Raw genomic sequence first — 16,258 nt, 5'->3', positions numbered from 1 at the left:
TGGACATGGGTTTTCGTGACCGCACGGTCGTCGTTACCGGCGCAACATCCGGTATCGGTTTCGCTGTCGCGCGCCTGATGGCGGGCGAAGGCGCACGCGTTGCAATCTGTTCGCGCTCAGGCGACAAGGTAGAGGCCGCCAGCAAAGCGCTGCGGGATGAGTTTCCAGCCGCCGCGATCCATGCGCAGCCTTGCGATGTATTAGACCCGCAGGCGGTCACCGACTTCGCGGACGCCAGTGCAGCCGCGCTGGGTCCGGCAGCAGTGCTGGTCAACAATGCTGGTCAAGGACGACTATCGACATTCGACAGCACTACGGATGAAGCATGGCACGACGAACTGCGGCTGAAGATTTTTGGCGTCACCTATCCGGTTCGCGCCTTCCTCCCGCAGTTGGAAAGCCAGCAGGATGCTGCGATCGTAAACGTCAATTCGGCTCTCGCCCTGCAGCCGGAACCCCATATGGTTGCAACATCGGCGGCCCGTGCCGCACTACTAAATCTCAGCAAATCCCTGGCGAACGAGTTCGCGGACCGCGATATCCGCGTGAATTCGATCCTGATTGGAACGGTGGAGTCGGGCCAGTGGCAGCGCCGTTTCGAAGCACGTGAGGACCGATCGCAGGATTATGCGGCATGGGTGGCGGAGGAGGCACGTAAGCGTCACATTCCGCGTGGCCGGTTTGGAAAGGCAGTCGAAGCGGCGCACGCCATCACATTCTTGGCTTCACCCAATGCAGGCTTCATCACGGGCGCCGCCTTGGACGTTGGCGGCGGCGTGCGGCGCGGGCTCTAGTCCTCGTGGTCCAGTGGGCGATCGTCTGCGTCGGGCATGACCACAGTCGGCAATTTCTCAAAATCATAGCGTAGTGACTGAACCCTCAAGACCTGTGCAGCAGCATCGCGCTCCGCGAACAAACTAGGGCGGAAGATGCAAAGGTTCGTCCCCGTCCCGACAGCACTTCTAAAACGGATGCCATCGAAGCCGCGCTGCCGCAGCAATTCGGCCAGGAGCTGGGTCACAGTATAGCGGTGGCGGTGTTCGGGCACGACCGCTTCCGACAGAGCTGCGTCCAGCGACATCGCGAAATGATACAACGAGATGCTGTTGTCGTCGCGCCACCAGTCCTCGAAATCCAGCGTGCCAAAATCAGCGATACGTAAGGTACGGGTGGCAACGAATTCTGCAACCGAGATGAGGTGAGAAGGGTGCGGACGTATCTCCGCCACCGCGGTGGGAACATCGGAGGCCATATAGAGTACCGCTATGCCTTGCCTGTTCGCGCGACCCGCGGGCGCGAAAGGAGGCGGCGGCGCGGTCATTTTACGCCCGCCGAATGGCTGATACCGAACCTTCCTCTCCCAGGTTTCACCAGGCCGGGCGTAGCGCTGAACGATACCAAGCCGCGCGCGATAGAATAAGCTTTCGGCCGCGATCCTACGCTCAATATGGCCGCTCAACTCATCGAGTCTATGATCAAATGTTTCGGCAAGTTCGAACGCGTTTTCGCGTTCCAGACGGCCGACATATTCGTCGAGCTCGGGCGAACGTGATGTGTCGATGGCATGGAACGGCTCGCTTTTTCCCGGACATTCCGATCGATAGATTGATACCGGATCACCACCCTCATCGAATACACGGTCCAGCGCTTCGCGAATTTTCGCCGCTGCGCCGGCATCTTCTGGAAGCACCGCCGCTCCGCCATCTATCAGAAGCTGCACACGGTCCAGATCCCCGCCAAGGTCCGGATTGTACCGCCACTCGTCGCAATGGTGACGTAGCCATGCCCGCAGACGGGTCCGCATAGTGGGGTCGATCGGCGTTTCGCGCCCGACAACGCTTAACTCATCTGTCGCGGAACGGGGCGCGGCGATACGGTTCATATCATACAATCTTCTTTTGCCACATTTACATTACCGTCCCGCTACTGTACACACAGTTGCGATCTGAACAAAAGTTTTATATGCAAAACGAGGATGGTCATGGCAATCACCGGTATCGATCAAGTCTGCTTCGGCGTCGACGATCTCCCGCGCTGTCGCGACTTTTTCCGCGATTGGGGTCTTGAGAGCGTTTCGGATGGGGAAACGGGAGATGACTGGGCGACGCTTAACGGGAGCATCGTTTCTTTACGTCCGATCGATGACCCGGCGCTGCCCGCCGCGTTCGAGGACGGTAATACAATCCGCGAGATCATTTGGGGCGTCGACAGCGTGGCTGATCTCGACCATCTGCGTCCTGTGCTTTCCGAGACACCGGGTTTTGACGAGCAGGATGGTACGTTGCGTGGGACCGATCCAAACGGTCTGAGCGTCGCCTTTCGCGTCACCCGCACGCGGGACGTTGATATCGAGCCTTCGGAAACGAACAGCTGGGGCCGGGTACGCCGCGTCGATACCCCCTCGACTGTCTATGAGCGCGCGCAGCCGATCGAAATCGGTCACGCAGTTCTTTTCACAAATAATCTGGAGGCGGCCGGGGCGTTTTATCGCAGCATCGGTTTCCACCTGTCCGACGAATATCCCGGGCGTGGCCAATTTCTGCGGTGCGCCGAGCGCGGCGGTCATCATGATTTATTTTTGCTGGAAACGCCGCAGGGTCGCCACGGGTTGAACCACTTGGCATTCACCGTTCGCGACATTCACGAGATTTTCGGCGGCGGCCTGCACATGTCGCGTTGCGGTTGGGACACCCAGCTTGGCCCTGGACGCCACCCAATCTCGTCTGCCTATTTCTGGTATTTTCATAATCCAGCTGGTGGGCTGATCGAATATTATTCGGACGAGGACTATCTAACTGAAAATTGGACGCCGCGCGCTATTGAGCCGGGGCCTACCAAGTTCGCCGAATGGGCGATCAGCGGCGGCCTAGACGGCAACAGCCGTCGGCAGCGCCAGGCTGGCGACGTCAATCGCGCGTTTCTAACCGAGTGACGTGATGGGCAAGGATGCAAACCAGATGCTGCTTACGATCCTGCTGAAGCATGATCAGTCGAACAATCTGGACGCTGTCCAAGCCAAGCTGAAGGCGGCAGATTGGTGGGAACGATTTCCGCCCGAAGGCTGCGAAATCGTATCTTGGGTCGTGGCTATGGGGTTGGGCCAGATAGTAACGCTCAGCCTGCCTGCGAGCCGCTTAGCCGCGGTGAATGTCGAATTGGAACGCTCTGCCTGGGGCGTCTTCACCACCGAAATTTTCCCCGCCTATGATTTTGTCCCGGTGCGCGAGCGGATCCGTGAACGCGTCAAGAATGGAGGCCAATGATGGTCAAGAACTTCGCCCCCTATAACGAACCCCATCAGAGCCGCGAGCGAGCGCCCGATGCGTATGAGAATTTGCTTGGAGACGCGCTGGAAGACGCCTTCGGACAGCATATCCACGATATCGAGGGCGTGGTCGACATCCTGCGTGCGCGCGCCGTCCCCGTACCTGCCGGCGACAGCTGGTCACCCGAATTGCTGAAATCCGAACTTGCGCGCCTTGGCGCCTGAACCGTCGAAGGGAGATTGAAAGTGAGTGTATCAAACGAAGCAATCGAACAGCGGCTGTCCGAAGGTTTGCGCAACACCTGGCACCCCGTGCTGCCGTCCAAATTTGTGACGACCAAGCCGATTTCCATCTATCGCTGCGGTTTCCGGATCGTGCTGTGGCGCGACCAGGGTGGAAAGCTTTATGCGTTGGAGGATTTCTGCCCCCATCGCGGTGCCCCGCTCTCGCACGGTATCCCTATGGGAGACCGGATCGCGTGCGGCTATCACGGCGTGCAAGTCAGCGGAGCCGGCGTTGCGGTCTCTGTGCCAGGCAGCCCAGGGTGCAGGCTGGAGGGAATGGCTGCGACCCGATCTTTCCCGATTGAAGAGCGCTGCGAAGCTATTTTTCTGTTCTTCGGGGAAAACAAAGATACTCCCGCCACACAGCTTGAGCTGCCGGCCGAACTAGAGTCGGACGAATGGAGTAGCTTCCTGTGCTATACCGAATGGGGCGGTGACTATCGCTACGTCTATGACAATGTGATGGACCCGATGCACGGTGCCTTCCTCCACCGGCAGTCGCATTCGATGTCGTTCGGTGAGACTACCGCCAATTTTCGGGTCCGCGAAACCGATCATGGTTTTTGCTTCGAGAAGGAAGGGCAGCGCGATATCAACTTCGACTGGACGGAGTTTGAAGATCGCGGCGCACACTGGCTGAGCTTGGAAATTCCCTATCCGCCAACGGGGGGGCCGGGAGGTAATTTCAGAATCGTCGGCATTTACTCCCCCATGCAGCCAGGTTGGAGTGCGGTGTTTCACTGGCGGCTCCGCAAAGTTTCGGGCTGGCACCGCGACGCATGGCGCTTCCTTTACAAGAACCGACTGGAAAAGCGCCACTGGCATGTGCTGGAACAGGACCGTGTTCTGCTGGAAGACATGGATCCAGAAGCCAATAAGCGCGAAATTCTCTATCAGCACGACATGGGGCTTGTTCGTTTGCGGCGCTACTTCCGGCAAAAGGCGAAAGCGCAATTGGAAGCGAACGCTGAACCGGCCGCGATCGCTGCGGAATGACCCTTCGGGCCGAACCGGTCGGCAACGCTCCCCCCGGTGCAAGCTGGTCCGAAGCGCTGAAGCTCGGCGATGAGTTGATCGTCTCCGGCCTACATGCGCGCCATTCCGACGGCAGTGTTCCGGAGGGCGTTGAGGCTCAGATGCGCGCGCTGCTCAATAAGCTGGATGCGCTACTGGATGCGTGCGGCGGCAGTGCGGACAATATTGTTAAATTGACGATCTACCTGACGGATATCGCTGACAAGGATGCCGTAAACAGGGTGCGCACCGAAAGGTTCGGACCGGTCTATCCCTGTTCCACACTGATGGCGGTTTCTGCATTCGCCTTTCCGCAAATCGAAGTTGAGATAGATGCCGTCGCCCGGTTGGATGTGAGGTTAAATGACTGAGACGAAAGAACTGCGTGTCGAAGCGATGCGCCGCGAGGCAGAGGGCGTGCTTTCGGTGGAACTGCGAGACCCGCACGGAGCCGAACTGCAACCTTTCAGCGCGGGCAGTCATATTGATCTGATCCTGCCCAACGGGATGACGCGCAGCTATTCGCTGCTCAACGATCCAGCGGAACGCCATCGCTATGTTGTAGCGGTTGGGCTCGATGCGAACAGCCAGGGTGGTTCGCGGTTCGTCCACGATCGCTTGCGGGTTGGTGCCGCAGTGAAGGTTGCCGGCCCACGCAACAATTTCCCGCTGAACGAAAATGCCCAAAGCCATGTTCTGATCGCTGGCGGAATTGGAATCACGCCGATGCTCGCAATGATGCGTCGTCTTGCCGCAGCAGACCAAAGCTTTCACCTATATTATGGGGTGCGGGAGGCCGCGCGCGCTGCGTTCGTGGAGGACATCGTCGCGCTGAAAGGCGGCTTCACGCAGCATATTGATGCAGAAAGAGGCTGTCCGATGGATTTGGGTGAGATTATCGCAAGCCATCCAGACTCAGACTTTTATTGTTGCGGCCCTGGGCCGATGCTCGCCGCGTTCGAAGAGGCAACCGAGGCTCTTCCGGAAGACCGCGTGCATCTGGAATATTTTGCGCCAAAGGCTCAGGACGATAGCGCGTCGAACAACGCGTTCGATGTCGAATGCCGAACCTCCGGAATAGAAGTGCATGTGACCGAAGACCGCACAATAGCGGAGGCACTTGCCGAGGCCGGCGTCGCCGTCGAACTGTCCTGCCAAGAAGGTATATGCGGGACCTGCGAAACGCCCGTACTTGGAGGCGAGCCCGACCACCGCGACAGCGTGCTGAGCAAGGCCGAGCGGGCAGCGAACAAGACGATGATGGTCTGCGTTTCGCGGTGTCGCGGCGATCGCCTGGTGCTGGACCTGTGATGCTGCAGGATCGTTGCATCGTGGTCACCGGCGCGGCAGCTGGTCTTGGTGCAGCTTTTGCCGAGGGTGTAGCCGCAGCAGGCGCCCAGCATGTTCTGCTGGCCGATCGCGATCGCGAAGCGGGGCAGCTGCGGGTCATAGAATTGCTGGAAGCAGGCTATTCCGCCTCGTTCGCCGAAGTTGACCTTGCCCAGCCGGAAGCGATTGACGCATTCGCCGCTCAGCTTCCCGAGCACATGCCTAGTGTCGATGGTCTGATCAATAATGCGGCGGTCGCCACCGCGATCGGTGGCAAGACCTATGACGAGATCGATCTTGGGACATGGGACCGAGTGATGACGGTCAACGTGCGGGGGACGTGGCTGATGACGCGCGCAATGGCCCCTATGCTCAAGGCATCGAAGATAGGCGGCCGGATCGTGAACCTTGCTTCCGACACCGCTATCTGGGGGGCGCCGCGGCTGTTACATTATGTAGCCAGCAAGGGAGCGGTCATGTCGATGACCTATGCGCTGTCTCGAGAGCTTGGAGAAGACGGGGTCACCGTAAACGCGATCGCGCCGGGTCTCATCCGTACGCCGTCTACCGAATATGTGCCGGATGAGCGCAAGGACCTTTATGTTGACGGCAGCGCATTAAAACGGCCAGGGCTGCCGGAAGACGTGGTGGGCGCAGCGTTGTTCCTACTGTCCGATGCGGCAGGTTTCTTGACCGGTCAGGTTCTGCCCGTGAACGGCGGCTTTACGCACGCCTGACAGCCTGAGGCATTCAAATTTCAGAATAAGTTGACGCCCCGGGGCACGCCCGGAGCGTCTTTCCATACATTTGCTTCAGCTGGTACGAACGGGTGGCCCGGCAAAGCGAGCCGAGTAATGACCGATGCTGGTCATATCCACTTCAATCATTACCGGTCCGGGGGTGGCGAGAGCCTGCCGAAGGACGCCATCAAAATCATCTATCTTGGCGACGCGCATATGCGGCAGATCGATCGACTGGGCGACCAACGCAAAATCGGGAACCTTGATATTCGAATAATATTTGCGACCGCCATATTGCGCGTCCTGAATGTTTCGAATGACGCCGTAGCCGCTATCGTTCATCAAGATCAGCTTGAGGTCCGCCTTCTCGTCCACCGCGGTGACAAGTTCGCCAAGACACAGGTTGAGACCTCCGTCACCTGACAGCGCAATCGCTCCGCCGCTACGTCCAGCCGCTTCATTACCGAAGGCCGCACCAATCGCCATCGGCAATCCCTGCCCTATCCCGCCGCCCACGGCATGAACGCCGGCGCGATCATGCTGCAACATAAGATAGCGGTTGCCCCACATGCTGTTCGAAATAGTCACGTCGCGCACCCAGGCCGCGCTGTCCGGCATGGCCTTCTGCAGCGCTTCTACCATCGGGGTGTAAGGTTGCATGTCCTTGGCAAGACCATTTCGCATCGTTTCTTTCAGCGCAGCTACCGCATCGCGATAGTCCGAAGCCGGTTCGTAGTCGGATAGCGCTTCTGCGAGACCTTCGAGAAGTGGGCGACAATCTACCGCGTAAAAGCCGTCATTGTCATAGGTGCGCCCATCGGCACCGGTATCCAGATCGATCACGATCCGGGGACTTGGCAAATCGAGGCGATAAGTCCACGTCTCATTGCCGCGAAGCCGGGAGCCGCAAATCACCATCAAATCGCAGTCTTCGTAAAAGGCTTGCAGTTCCCGAGTGCAGTTGAACGCGCCGAGCGACATCGGATGCTGCTCGTCGACAATTCCCCTACCATTTGTGCTGGTCACGATAGCAATACCACGATCGGCAAGTCGCTGCGCTGCATCGTCTGCATCGCGAGCTCCGCCGCCGAGCAGAATCACCGGACGCCTTGCACCGCGGAGGCGCTGTGCAATTTCTTCGACGACCGCCGCGTCAATTTCTGGCTCCGGCAGGTCGAGAGCCGGTAACTCATCGGGAAGATCGATTTCGCCGGCCTGCGCATCGATGGTGATCTCGACACTCACGGGTCCGGTTGGGGCGGACAACGCAACCTTAGCAGCCTTCGCGATGGTCGGGAGAACGTCTTCCGGCCTTGAAACCGTGAATGCCTCCTTGCTTATTGCGGCAAGCATGGAGGCTTGATCAGGTGCCTCATGAATATAGGCCCTGTCTTGACCGAGATGGTCTGACGGTACCTGCCCCGTAATATGTAGGACTGGCGATCCCGCCGTCAGAGCTTCCACCATCGCGCCAGCAGCATTGCCTGCCGCAGTTCCGGTGCTTGTAAAGACAACGCCCAACTGACCGGACACACGGGCGTAGGCATCCGCCATATTTGCCGCGCCCGCTTCCCCTCGCGCGGCAATATAGCGAACCTCTCCGCGCCGCCCCAGCGGGTCCAGAATCGGCATATTGTGGATGCTGATGACACCAAAAACCGTATGGATGCCCCAATGGTGTATCAACATAGCAATGCCCTCCCCGGCCGTAACTTTGGACCCGGAGGCGGCGATCTTCGGTCGGTGGAGGATTTGACTGGCGGTCATGTAACAATGCTTCTTTCTTGAGATTGAGCGCTGCCGGTGATCTTGAGGTCAGAAATTGGCCTCTAGCGCGGTATAGAAAATGCGGCCGAGCGGATTGGAAACGAGCGGATCGAAGCCGGACCGATCGAGCGCGTCGGGCGCGTCGACGTCGAACAGATTTTTAGCGCCGAAGGAAAGCCTGCTGGTAGGCCCGCCTGTCATGAAGGGCGGAATTTCGACGCCGAACTGCAGATCTACAGTGGTGAAGTTGTCAATCCGCTGGCCGTTGTTATTGTCGTCGTCATAGCCATCGATGTAACGAACATATACATTGGCGGAAAACGGATCGAGGGACCATAGTAAGCCGATGTTCCCGCGCCATTTGGGGGCAGGCGATCCGAAATTGGTATAGTTGCGATTGCCGAGACCGTCGATTCTCCCGAGAACCGGATCTTCCAGTTCATAGGTTAACACTCGTGTCGCATTGCCATCCAGTGTGAAATCACCGGCAGACGTCGACAAATTGTAAGTGCCCTGGAAATCAAGGCCGTCGGTGGTCAGTTCACCCGCATTGCGGAAGAAGGTCGTGACATTGGTAAGGGTGTTTCCAGCACGAACTATCTGTGGCCCATTAGGATTTGAGGCGACGAGTGCAGATGCGTTTTCTGGCGTGATGAAATTTCGATATTCGAAGCGCCAGTAATCCACATTGAGGTTCAAACCGGGAATACGCAGCGTTACGCCCGCATTGTATGTATCCGCAGATTGCGGAGCAAGCGGCAGGTTGGGGTCGGCTAGCGTACGCTGCGAAATCGAAGCCTGCGTGTTTGTAAGCGGATCGAATACCCGCGCTGGTACTACCAGGCTGCCAAAACGCTGGAAGACCGAAGGCGCACGGAATGACGTCCCGTACGTACCGCGGAAGCTAAGGAAATCGGTCGGGCGGAAAAGCACGCCGATTTTCGGGTCGAGCGTGTCGACCCCGTCACCAAAGTCCTCGTAACGAAGAGCACCGGTCAAAGTAAGGGTGTCAAGAATCGGTGCCGAGACTTCGGTGAAGGCAGCATAAACGTCTTGAGCGCCTGAGAAATCCGTATTCCCGATGAAGAAATAGTAATTGTTCCTGTTCGCGTTGGCGTCGTAATTTATCGCAAGCGAGTCGTTGCGATACTGTCCGCCCACTGCGATGCCAAGTGACCCTCCGGGAAGCTCCGCCAATTCTGTTGAAACGACCGCGTCGATTACATTAAGTTTCGATCGCGCGACGAACGAATAGGCCCCTATGAAGTCATCGATGACCGCAAGATCGTTGCTGGCACCATATAGCGGGTTGAAAAACTGATTGTTATTAGGCCCGCCGCGCCCGTTGAGCGCAGCTTGAAAACGGTCGCGCAGCGTATCCGGATAAGCCAGCGTGTAGCGGTTTTCAGCGTGGGTATAGCTGACATCATAGCTTAGATTGCCGACATCGCCGCGAAGACCGCCGGTGGCGCGCCATGTCTTCGACGTGTTGATCACTTCCGAAGGGCTGAAGTTGTCACCCAGCGGCCTTCCGAAATAGACAATCGGCCTGCCGTAGAGATTTCCAGGATTGTTGGCCGGGACGAGCGGGGGGGTTAGCACTGGTTGGGAAGCAGCCGCTTGGCTGCGAATATCGTTGTCCGCGAAGCCGATCGTTGCATAGGCTTTTGTCGAAGAACCGAGATTATAGGTCAGGTCGACATTACCGAGATAACGCCGCTCCTTGGCGACAAGGCTGAAGAAATCACCAAAGTCGAACTGGCAGAAGCCAACGGGACCGGGCGGTGCCACGACATTGGGGTTGGTCGCGGCAACGCTGGCACAACTAGGGTCGGGACGCGGAACGCCGCCTACAAGGAAAGTCGGGGGATTACCGAAATTGCTCAGCGATGAGCGAAGCGGAAAGTCACGCTTGGCAGCCGACAGCGGTGTGCGATCGAAAAAGCTGGCTGATACCACGATGTCGAGATTGCCCAGCGCTGTCCCGGCCAGCGCGCCGATAGTCGTATCCGTTTGACCATCGCGCCCCGTAAGAGAAACGTTCCCGGCAACCCGCAATCCGTCGAAGCGCTTATAAGTGATGAAGTTCACCACGCCAGCAACCGCATCGGACCCATAGGTCGAAGATGCACCGTCCTTCAGCACCTCGACCCTTTGGATCGCCACGGTCGGCACCAGAGAGTTGAGGTCGACAAACTGGTTGCCGAAGGGATCGGCCGCCCCGCTCAGCACCTGACGCCTGCCATTTAGCAAAGTAAGTGTCGAGCTCACTCCCAAGCCGCGCAGATTGACATTGCTCGTACCAATCGAGAACGGCAGCCCGCCACCGTCGGTATTGTTCTGGGCGCCGGAATTTACCGGTAGGTTGCTGACAAGATTTGCAGGGCTGAACGCCGCCTGCGCATTCAATGCCTCCGAATCGACCAAGGTTACAGGTGAAACGCGGCTTGACTGCGAACGAATATAAGATCCGGTGACAACGATATCCGCGCCAGGATTGGTAACGACGGGACCTTGCTCACTGTCGAGTTCTGAATCGGTGGTCGCCGAAGCCTGTTCATCAATTGGTGCAGCGTCTTGTGCATGCGCGGGCAGCGCCCAACCGATCATAAGCGCAGTGGTAAGTAGCAACTGAGTTTTCACCGTGATACCCCTCTTATGGTTTGTATATCAAACGTGCGTTGAAATACGATACACGTCAAGTGGGTTTGTGCTACCTGTTTTGAGAACTTGCAGCGCGATTTGTTCGACCGGCTAAGCAAAGCCAGATGTCGTCGAGGCTCAGATTCTATTGCGGCAGCGAGTTTGCGGAGGCGGCTTGAACCGGCCCGGGCTTTGCCGGGGGCCCCGGCTTCTGAGAGGAAGGGGGCACGATGAGCAAGAAAACGAACAAATATGCACCGGAAGTCCGCGAGCGCGTGGTTCGGATGGTGCTGGAGAACCAGGGCGGGCATGGTTCGCGATGGGCAGCGGTGGTGTCGATCGCTCCGAAGATCGGCTGCTCGGCGCAGACGCTGAACGAGTGGCTGAAGAAGGCCGACGTCGATAGCGGCAGTCGCGCCTTTGTGCCCAGTGAGGTGGCCGAGAAGCTCAAGGTGCTGAAGCGCGAGAACCGCGAGTTGCGTCAGGCGAATGAGATCCTGCGAAAGGCATCCGCAAATTTTGCGCCGGTGCAGCGAGCCGAAAATTTCTGGCGCCCGTTCAGGAGATGACGCGGTTCATCGATGAGCATCGCGAGGAGTATGGTGTAGAGCCGATCTGCAGGGTTCTGCCGATCGCCTTATCCACCTATTACAAGCGTGTCGCCCAGCGCCACGATCCGTTGCGGAAATCACTGCGCGCCCAGCGCGATGTGGCGCTGAAGCCCGAAGTGCTGCGCGTCTACGGCGTGCGAAAGGTCTGGCGGCAGATGAACCGCGAGGGGTTCGGTGTTACCCGCTGTACGGTGGATCGGCAGATGTGCGATCTCGGCCTGCAAGGCCGATACGCGGCAAGCCAGTGAAGACGAGGATCGCCGACAAAGCGGCACCCTGTCCGCTCGATCAGGTCAACCGGCAGTTGCGCCGACGCCGAACATGCTGTGGGTGTTGGACTTTACCTACGTCGCGACCTGGGCGGGCTTTGTCTATGTCGCGTTCGTGATCGACATCTATGCCCGCACCATCGTGGGGTGGCGGGTCAGCTGAACGACGCATGCCGGGTTCGTTCTCGATGCGCTCGAACAGGCGATCCACGATCGCCGACCAGCCCATCGAGGCGCGCTTGTCCACCCCAGTTCCTCTGCTCATATTCGAATCTAGGCAGTAATGAAATTCATGGCAACTTGGGCGACTGAAGACGCGAACAATCAATATCGTTTAGTTCCGCCCATGCCACCTGTTGTAAGCGCAAGGTTTCCAACGGAGACAACCCTAGTTCGTCCGCTCCTTTCTCATTAACGCCGAATTGCCTTGGGTCCTCACCCGTTAAACCGCCGAAAATGATAAGCGCCTCAAGATAATAGCCTGCCGCGCTGGCGTGATAATGGTCGTAGGTCCACAGATCGAGCTGATCATACGAGATACCGTCGTAGGGGTTCGGATCGGCATATCCAGCCACGACGGCACAACTAAAAGCCTCTCCGACCGGGTTTACGCGTGTGATACGCGCGTTCGCTGCTTTTGCGTGGTCGTAACCTGCACGAAGGTCCAAAGCCATTTGCTCGATCGATGTGCCTTTCCAGCGTCCTTCTGAGCTATAGACCTGATCGGGACGCCCCCAGGTTGAGGTAAGGCTGATGTCCACCTTCGAATTGCGTGCGGCAAACATGTCTGCGAACCGTCCGGAATAATCAGTCAGCTTGGACGGATTCCCCGGATCGGCGCGGTCCAGGGTGCTGTACTCTTGCATGACGACATGATCCCAGCTGCGATCGACCACGCCACGGCGATTGTTCCAATGCCATTCCAAACTCTTACCGGGCGAGGTTTCCAAGCTCGTGCGGTAGTTCAACCCCGCCTCTTCGGTGAGAAGCTGGAACAGCGCCGGGACGCCTCCGATACCGTCTCCGTTGAGGTCCTCTACCGTACCGGCACGGTAGACCTGAGCCGGCGAGTGGGCTCCAAAGGTGAAGCTATTGCCGATAAAGAGGACGGTTTGCGGTTTGGGATCGGCGGCCTCGACAGCCAATACAGGTCCTGCAGGCGGGGCGGCAGCTGAGACGCTCGTGCATCCAGCCAAAGTCGCCAGCGCGGCGGTGAGTACGAACGGACGGATCACAGCCCCAACCCCACAGAAGCATAGAGGTATCGGCCGTAAGGTTGGTAGAGCGAACCGAAATAACCGCCTTGCGAAATTAGGGGATATTCGTTGGTAATGTTCCGCGCGCCAATCCGGAAACGCATTTCATTGAACGGGCTACGGGTGCTGTCCACGGTGAATTGCAGGTAGAGATTGGCGGTGAACTGCGATCCGACTCGGTATGGCTCGCCTTCATCGGAAAGAAAACTGTTGTCGTAGATGACGCCCGTATACTGGCCAAGTGCACCCAACTCGAACTGGTCGAGCGTCCAGGTAAGCGTTGCCGTCGCCTTCCATTTGGGTCGTCCGCCACGAGCCAGCAGGTCTTCCGCATCAGATAACGGCGTCGCTGCGTTGATCTGTCCTGCATCACGCGCATCAAATAGCTGCTGAACTGCATCACCTGTGTCCCGCGAGAATTCGATCAGATGAGCCGCGTTCAGCGCGAAATCGAAATCGCCGATACCGGTGTCGCGAACATTGTAAAGCAGTGCGAGATCAATCCCGCGCACCGTCTGAGGCAGTAGATTCACGAATCTATCGTTCACGGTCAAGATTTGGCCCACGGGATCGATCCCGGTACCTTGGAAAAAGGCAATGTCGTCCGCGGTGGGAGCGGCGCGCACGACGTTAGGGTTGCTAGTCCCGTTCAGGCGGTTCAAATAATCGAGCACCAGCGAATTACTGCCGCCGAACTGGCCGACGATACCCGTTTGGCGAATTTCCCAATAGTCGGCTGTCAGCGTCAGTCGGCCGAACCGCGGTGGAATGAAGCGCGGCTGCAGCACGATGCCGACAGAGCGATCATTGCTGAGTTCAGGCTCCAGATCCGGGTTGCCGGCAACACGGATCGAATAGCCGACCGGCTGGGAGCATTCGTTGAAGTTTGCTATACGCCCGGCACGAAGGTCGGCCTCGCAGCGGATATAGTCGTTATTCGTGCTGAGCCGGCCATATTCGGCGGCATTGATCTGTTCGAGATTGGGCGCACGGAAGCCTTCGGAATAACTCGCCCGAATGCGCACGCCATCGATGATGTCCCAGGCACCTGCAATCTTCGGGCGGAAGATCGAACCGAAGTCGCTGTAATTTTCGTAGCGACCGGCGAGCTGCAATTCGATCTTGCGAACCAGCGGAATGTTCATCTCGGGCGAGATCACTGGAACCGCGAGTTCGCCGTAAGCCGAGAAAACATTGCGCGAACCGAAGGTGTCCGGTGTCGGACTCACTGCGATGACGTTGCTCTCATTGGTCGCGCCCGTGACGGAATCAGTAAAGGTGATCGTTCCGTCCAGGTTTTCGTCGCGGTTGTCTTCTTGGCTTTCGTGGCGGAAAGCAACGCCGACAGCAATGCCGACATCTCCCCCCGGAAGATTGAGAAGGTCAGGCCTGGACAGCTTCGCTTCTGCCAACGTCAATGTGGTTCGATTTTCTCGGCGCAGGCGGAACAGGATGGGGTCAATCGCTGCCGCGGAACTTGGCGTGCAATCGCCATTGCTCGGTACGCCATTGCACCCGCCGCCGTTGAATGGGTTGTATGCGTCCGGCGTGGCGAGTGCGAGCTGCCGTTGGAGCGCGGTGCTGTTTACCGCGTCAGACAGATCGGTTGCCCGTGCTTCTGAGTAGGTAAGCGTTGTCTCCCAATCAAACCCGCCGAGATAGCCGCGCAGACCTCCGACTATTCGCGATTGTGAATTTGTGACGTCCACATCTTGCTGTCCGGTATCGACAAACCGATAGCGAGTGAGTGTGACGGGCAGGCCTGCGGCTGGAACGTTCGTGAGGCCGGGGAGCCGGTTGGGATTGGGCGTGCCGTCTGGCAAGGTTATCGCGCCGAATGGATTATAGTAATTCGATGCGGGTACTACGATATCGTTGAGCGCGATTACCGGCGGCTGCACCATGTGGGAATTCGCATGATAATATCCGCCTTCTGCAAAGGCGGTGATGTCATCGCTTACATCATAATGCGCACTAGCGTAGACGTTAATGCGATCAACTGATGGACGGACAGTTGTATTCAGAGCGTCATCAAACCGGAGGTCACGATTTCTGCCGTAGGAAAGTGCTCCGCTGGCGATGCACACGCCGCTTGGAAGGCTAGCCGTACACCCGGCAACATTGGTTGGTTGGATATGGAACGAACCGGCACCGGAAGTGATAGCACGCCCATTTTGCCGGACTCCTACATTTCCTACGACTGTGAAATTTGCAAACGGTGTGTAGCTGGATCGATTGTCCGGGGCGTTGCTGTCTGCAAATCCGGGAAGGTCTGCAAAATAGGACCGCAAATCGCCGGTCCGGGTAAATGGGAAGTCAGCCGAATTCTGCGCGGTTCGATGAGTATATTCGCCCATCACCGTCAGGTTACCCCGCCCGTCTGCGAAATTGAACCCGGCCACGGCGTTGGTATTGAACTCGTGCGCGCTGCTGTTCTCAACAAGCCCATAGCGGGCGTTGACGCGCGCGCCTTGATAATCGTCTTTCAAAACCACATTGACCACGCCGGCCACCGCGTCCGCGCCGTAGATGGCGGCGGCTCCATCGCGCAGAACCTCTAAGCGTTCGATCGCGCCAACCGGCAAAGCGTTGGCGTTGTAGGTAAGCACCGGCACGTTGGCGATGCCGGCCTGGCTGACGGGATGTTGCACCATGCGACGGCCGTTGATGAGGACGAGGGTATTACCAGGGCCCAAGTTGCGCAGGTCGATCGAGTTGACGTCGCCGCGTGCCGAATTGCTTGTTTGCGGACCGTTGGAAGAGTTGAAGTCCACGTCGCCCATTTGGGGGATAGAACGTATTAGTTCGTCACCCGAAACTGCCCCCGTCGCATCGATCGCCTTGGCGTCAACGACGGTCACCGGTAGCGCGTTAGTTACTTGGGTTCCGCGAATTTGCGTGCCAACCACAACGATCGCAGGTGCTTCTTCGGCTGGAGTGGTCGCTGTATCCGAGGTCTGCGCGGTGGCGTCCTGCTGCGCCAGAGCGGGACTCCCTATGGAGCAGAGGGCGGTGGAGGCCATAACGGCCCGTTTGATCGACTTCATTCTTCCTCTCCCGTTCGCCGCGATTAACCCGC

General features: G+C 58.1%; 13 protein-coding genes, 1 pseudogene and 1 other annotated feature. Of the genes and pseudogenes, 9 read left to right on the top strand and 5 right to left on the bottom strand.

Features of this window, described 5'->3' with window-relative positions; all coding sequences use genetic code 11:
• Positions 1 to 5: 5 nt before the first annotated feature.
• Complete coding sequence (locus H7X45_RS13890; RefSeq protein ID WP_214645506.1) at positions 6 to 794, top strand: SDR family oxidoreductase; 789 nt, start codon at positions 6 to 8, stop codon at positions 792 to 794.
• On the opposite strand, the gene H7X45_RS13885 is transcribed toward H7X45_RS13890, so the two are convergent.
• The gene (locus H7X45_RS13885) at positions 791 to 1,882 is read right to left on the bottom strand and encodes an RES family NAD+ phosphorylase (protein WP_187335370.1); all 1,092 of its coding nucleotides are present in this window, start codon (positions 1,880 to 1,882) and stop codon (positions 791 to 793) included. The two genes, H7X45_RS13890 and H7X45_RS13885, sit on opposite strands and share 4 nt — an antisense overlap.
• Positions 1,883 to 1,981: 99 nt before the next feature.
• Here H7X45_RS13885 and H7X45_RS13880 point away from each other — a divergent pair, with 99 nt between their 5' ends.
• The 7 genes from H7X45_RS13880 to H7X45_RS13850 are packed head-to-tail and all read left to right on the top strand — an operon-like array spanning position 1,982 to position 6,630.
• The gene (locus H7X45_RS13880) at positions 1,982 to 2,932 is read left to right on the top strand and encodes a VOC family protein (RefSeq protein WP_187335369.1); all 951 of its coding nucleotides are present in this window, start codon (positions 1,982 to 1,984) and stop codon (positions 2,930 to 2,932) included.
• A 4-nt stretch (positions 2,933 to 2,936) separates the two neighbouring features.
• Positions 2,937 to 3,263: a hypothetical protein gene (locus H7X45_RS13875; protein WP_187335368.1), complete on the top strand. Its 327-nt coding sequence runs from the start codon at positions 2,937 to 2,939 to the stop codon at positions 3,261 to 3,263.
• On the top strand, positions 3,260 to 3,490 hold the full coding sequence (locus H7X45_RS13870) for a recombinase-like helix-turn-helix domain-containing protein (RefSeq protein WP_187335367.1): 231 nt from the start codon (positions 3,260 to 3,262) through the stop codon (positions 3,488 to 3,490). Before H7X45_RS13875 ends, H7X45_RS13870 begins: the two co-directional genes overlap by 4 nt.
• Positions 3,491 to 3,511: 21 nt before the next feature.
• Positions 3,512 to 4,546, top strand: coding sequence for a Rieske 2Fe-2S domain-containing protein (locus H7X45_RS13865; RefSeq protein ID WP_246449472.1), 1,035 nt, complete (start codon positions 3,512 to 3,514; stop codon positions 4,544 to 4,546).
• Entirely contained in the window at positions 4,543 to 4,935 is a 393-nt protein-coding gene (locus H7X45_RS13860) for a RidA family protein (protein ID WP_187335365.1), read from the top strand. Before H7X45_RS13865 ends, H7X45_RS13860 begins: the two co-directional genes overlap by 4 nt.
• Complete coding sequence (locus H7X45_RS13855; protein WP_187335364.1) at positions 4,928 to 5,875, top strand: PDR/VanB family oxidoreductase; 948 nt, start codon at positions 4,928 to 4,930, stop codon at positions 5,873 to 5,875. The genes H7X45_RS13860 and H7X45_RS13855 overlap by 8 nt, the downstream gene beginning before the upstream one ends.
• A complete protein-coding gene (locus H7X45_RS13850) occupies positions 5,875 to 6,630 on the top strand; it encodes an SDR family oxidoreductase (RefSeq protein ID WP_187337165.1) in 756 nt (251 codons plus the stop codon). The genes H7X45_RS13855 and H7X45_RS13850 overlap by 1 nt, the downstream gene beginning before the upstream one ends.
• Positions 6,631 to 6,705: 75 nt before the next feature.
• Here the strand turns inward: H7X45_RS13850 and H7X45_RS13845 are convergent, their stop codons facing one another.
• A complete protein-coding gene (locus tag H7X45_RS13845; RefSeq protein WP_187335363.1) occupies positions 6,706 to 8,400 on the bottom strand; it encodes a thiamine pyrophosphate-binding protein in 1,695 nt (564 codons plus the stop codon).
• Positions 8,401 to 8,448: 48 nt separating this feature from the next.
• Entirely contained in the window at positions 8,449 to 11,043 is a 2,595-nt protein-coding gene (locus H7X45_RS13840) for a TonB-dependent receptor plug domain-containing protein (protein ID WP_187335362.1), read from the bottom strand.
• A gap of 230 nt (positions 11,044 to 11,273) precedes the next feature.
• Here H7X45_RS13840 and H7X45_RS13835 point away from each other — a divergent pair.
• Positions 11,274 to 12,176 (top strand): annotated as a pseudogene (locus H7X45_RS13835) (IS3 family transposase); the annotation flags it as partial.
• Positions 11,555 to 11,681: a sequence feature (AL1L pseudoknot), on the top strand. It overlaps the preceding pseudogene by 127 nt.
• Positions 12,177 to 12,213: 37 nt before the next feature.
• Here the strand turns inward: H7X45_RS13835 and H7X45_RS13830 are convergent.
• Both H7X45_RS13830 and H7X45_RS13825 read right to left on the bottom strand, forming a co-directional pair.
• Positions 12,214 to 13,158: a PEP-CTERM sorting domain-containing protein gene (locus H7X45_RS13830; protein ID WP_246449471.1), complete on the bottom strand. Its 945-nt coding sequence runs from the start codon at positions 13,156 to 13,158 to the stop codon at positions 12,214 to 12,216.
• Positions 13,155 to 16,226, bottom strand: coding sequence for a TonB-dependent receptor plug domain-containing protein (locus tag H7X45_RS13825; RefSeq protein WP_187335361.1), 3,072 nt, complete (start codon positions 16,224 to 16,226; stop codon positions 13,155 to 13,157). The genes H7X45_RS13830 and H7X45_RS13825 overlap by 4 nt, the downstream gene beginning before the upstream one ends.
• Positions 16,227 to 16,258: the final 32 nt, after the last annotated feature.

It is taken from the genome of Novosphingopyxis iocasae (assembly GCF_014334095.1).
Taxonomy (GTDB): Bacteria; Pseudomonadota; Alphaproteobacteria; order Sphingomonadales; family Sphingomonadaceae; genus Novosphingopyxis; species Novosphingopyxis iocasae.
The sequence above is the reverse complement of the archived record's forward strand: the minus strand, read 5'-3'. Positions and strand labels throughout refer to the sequence as shown.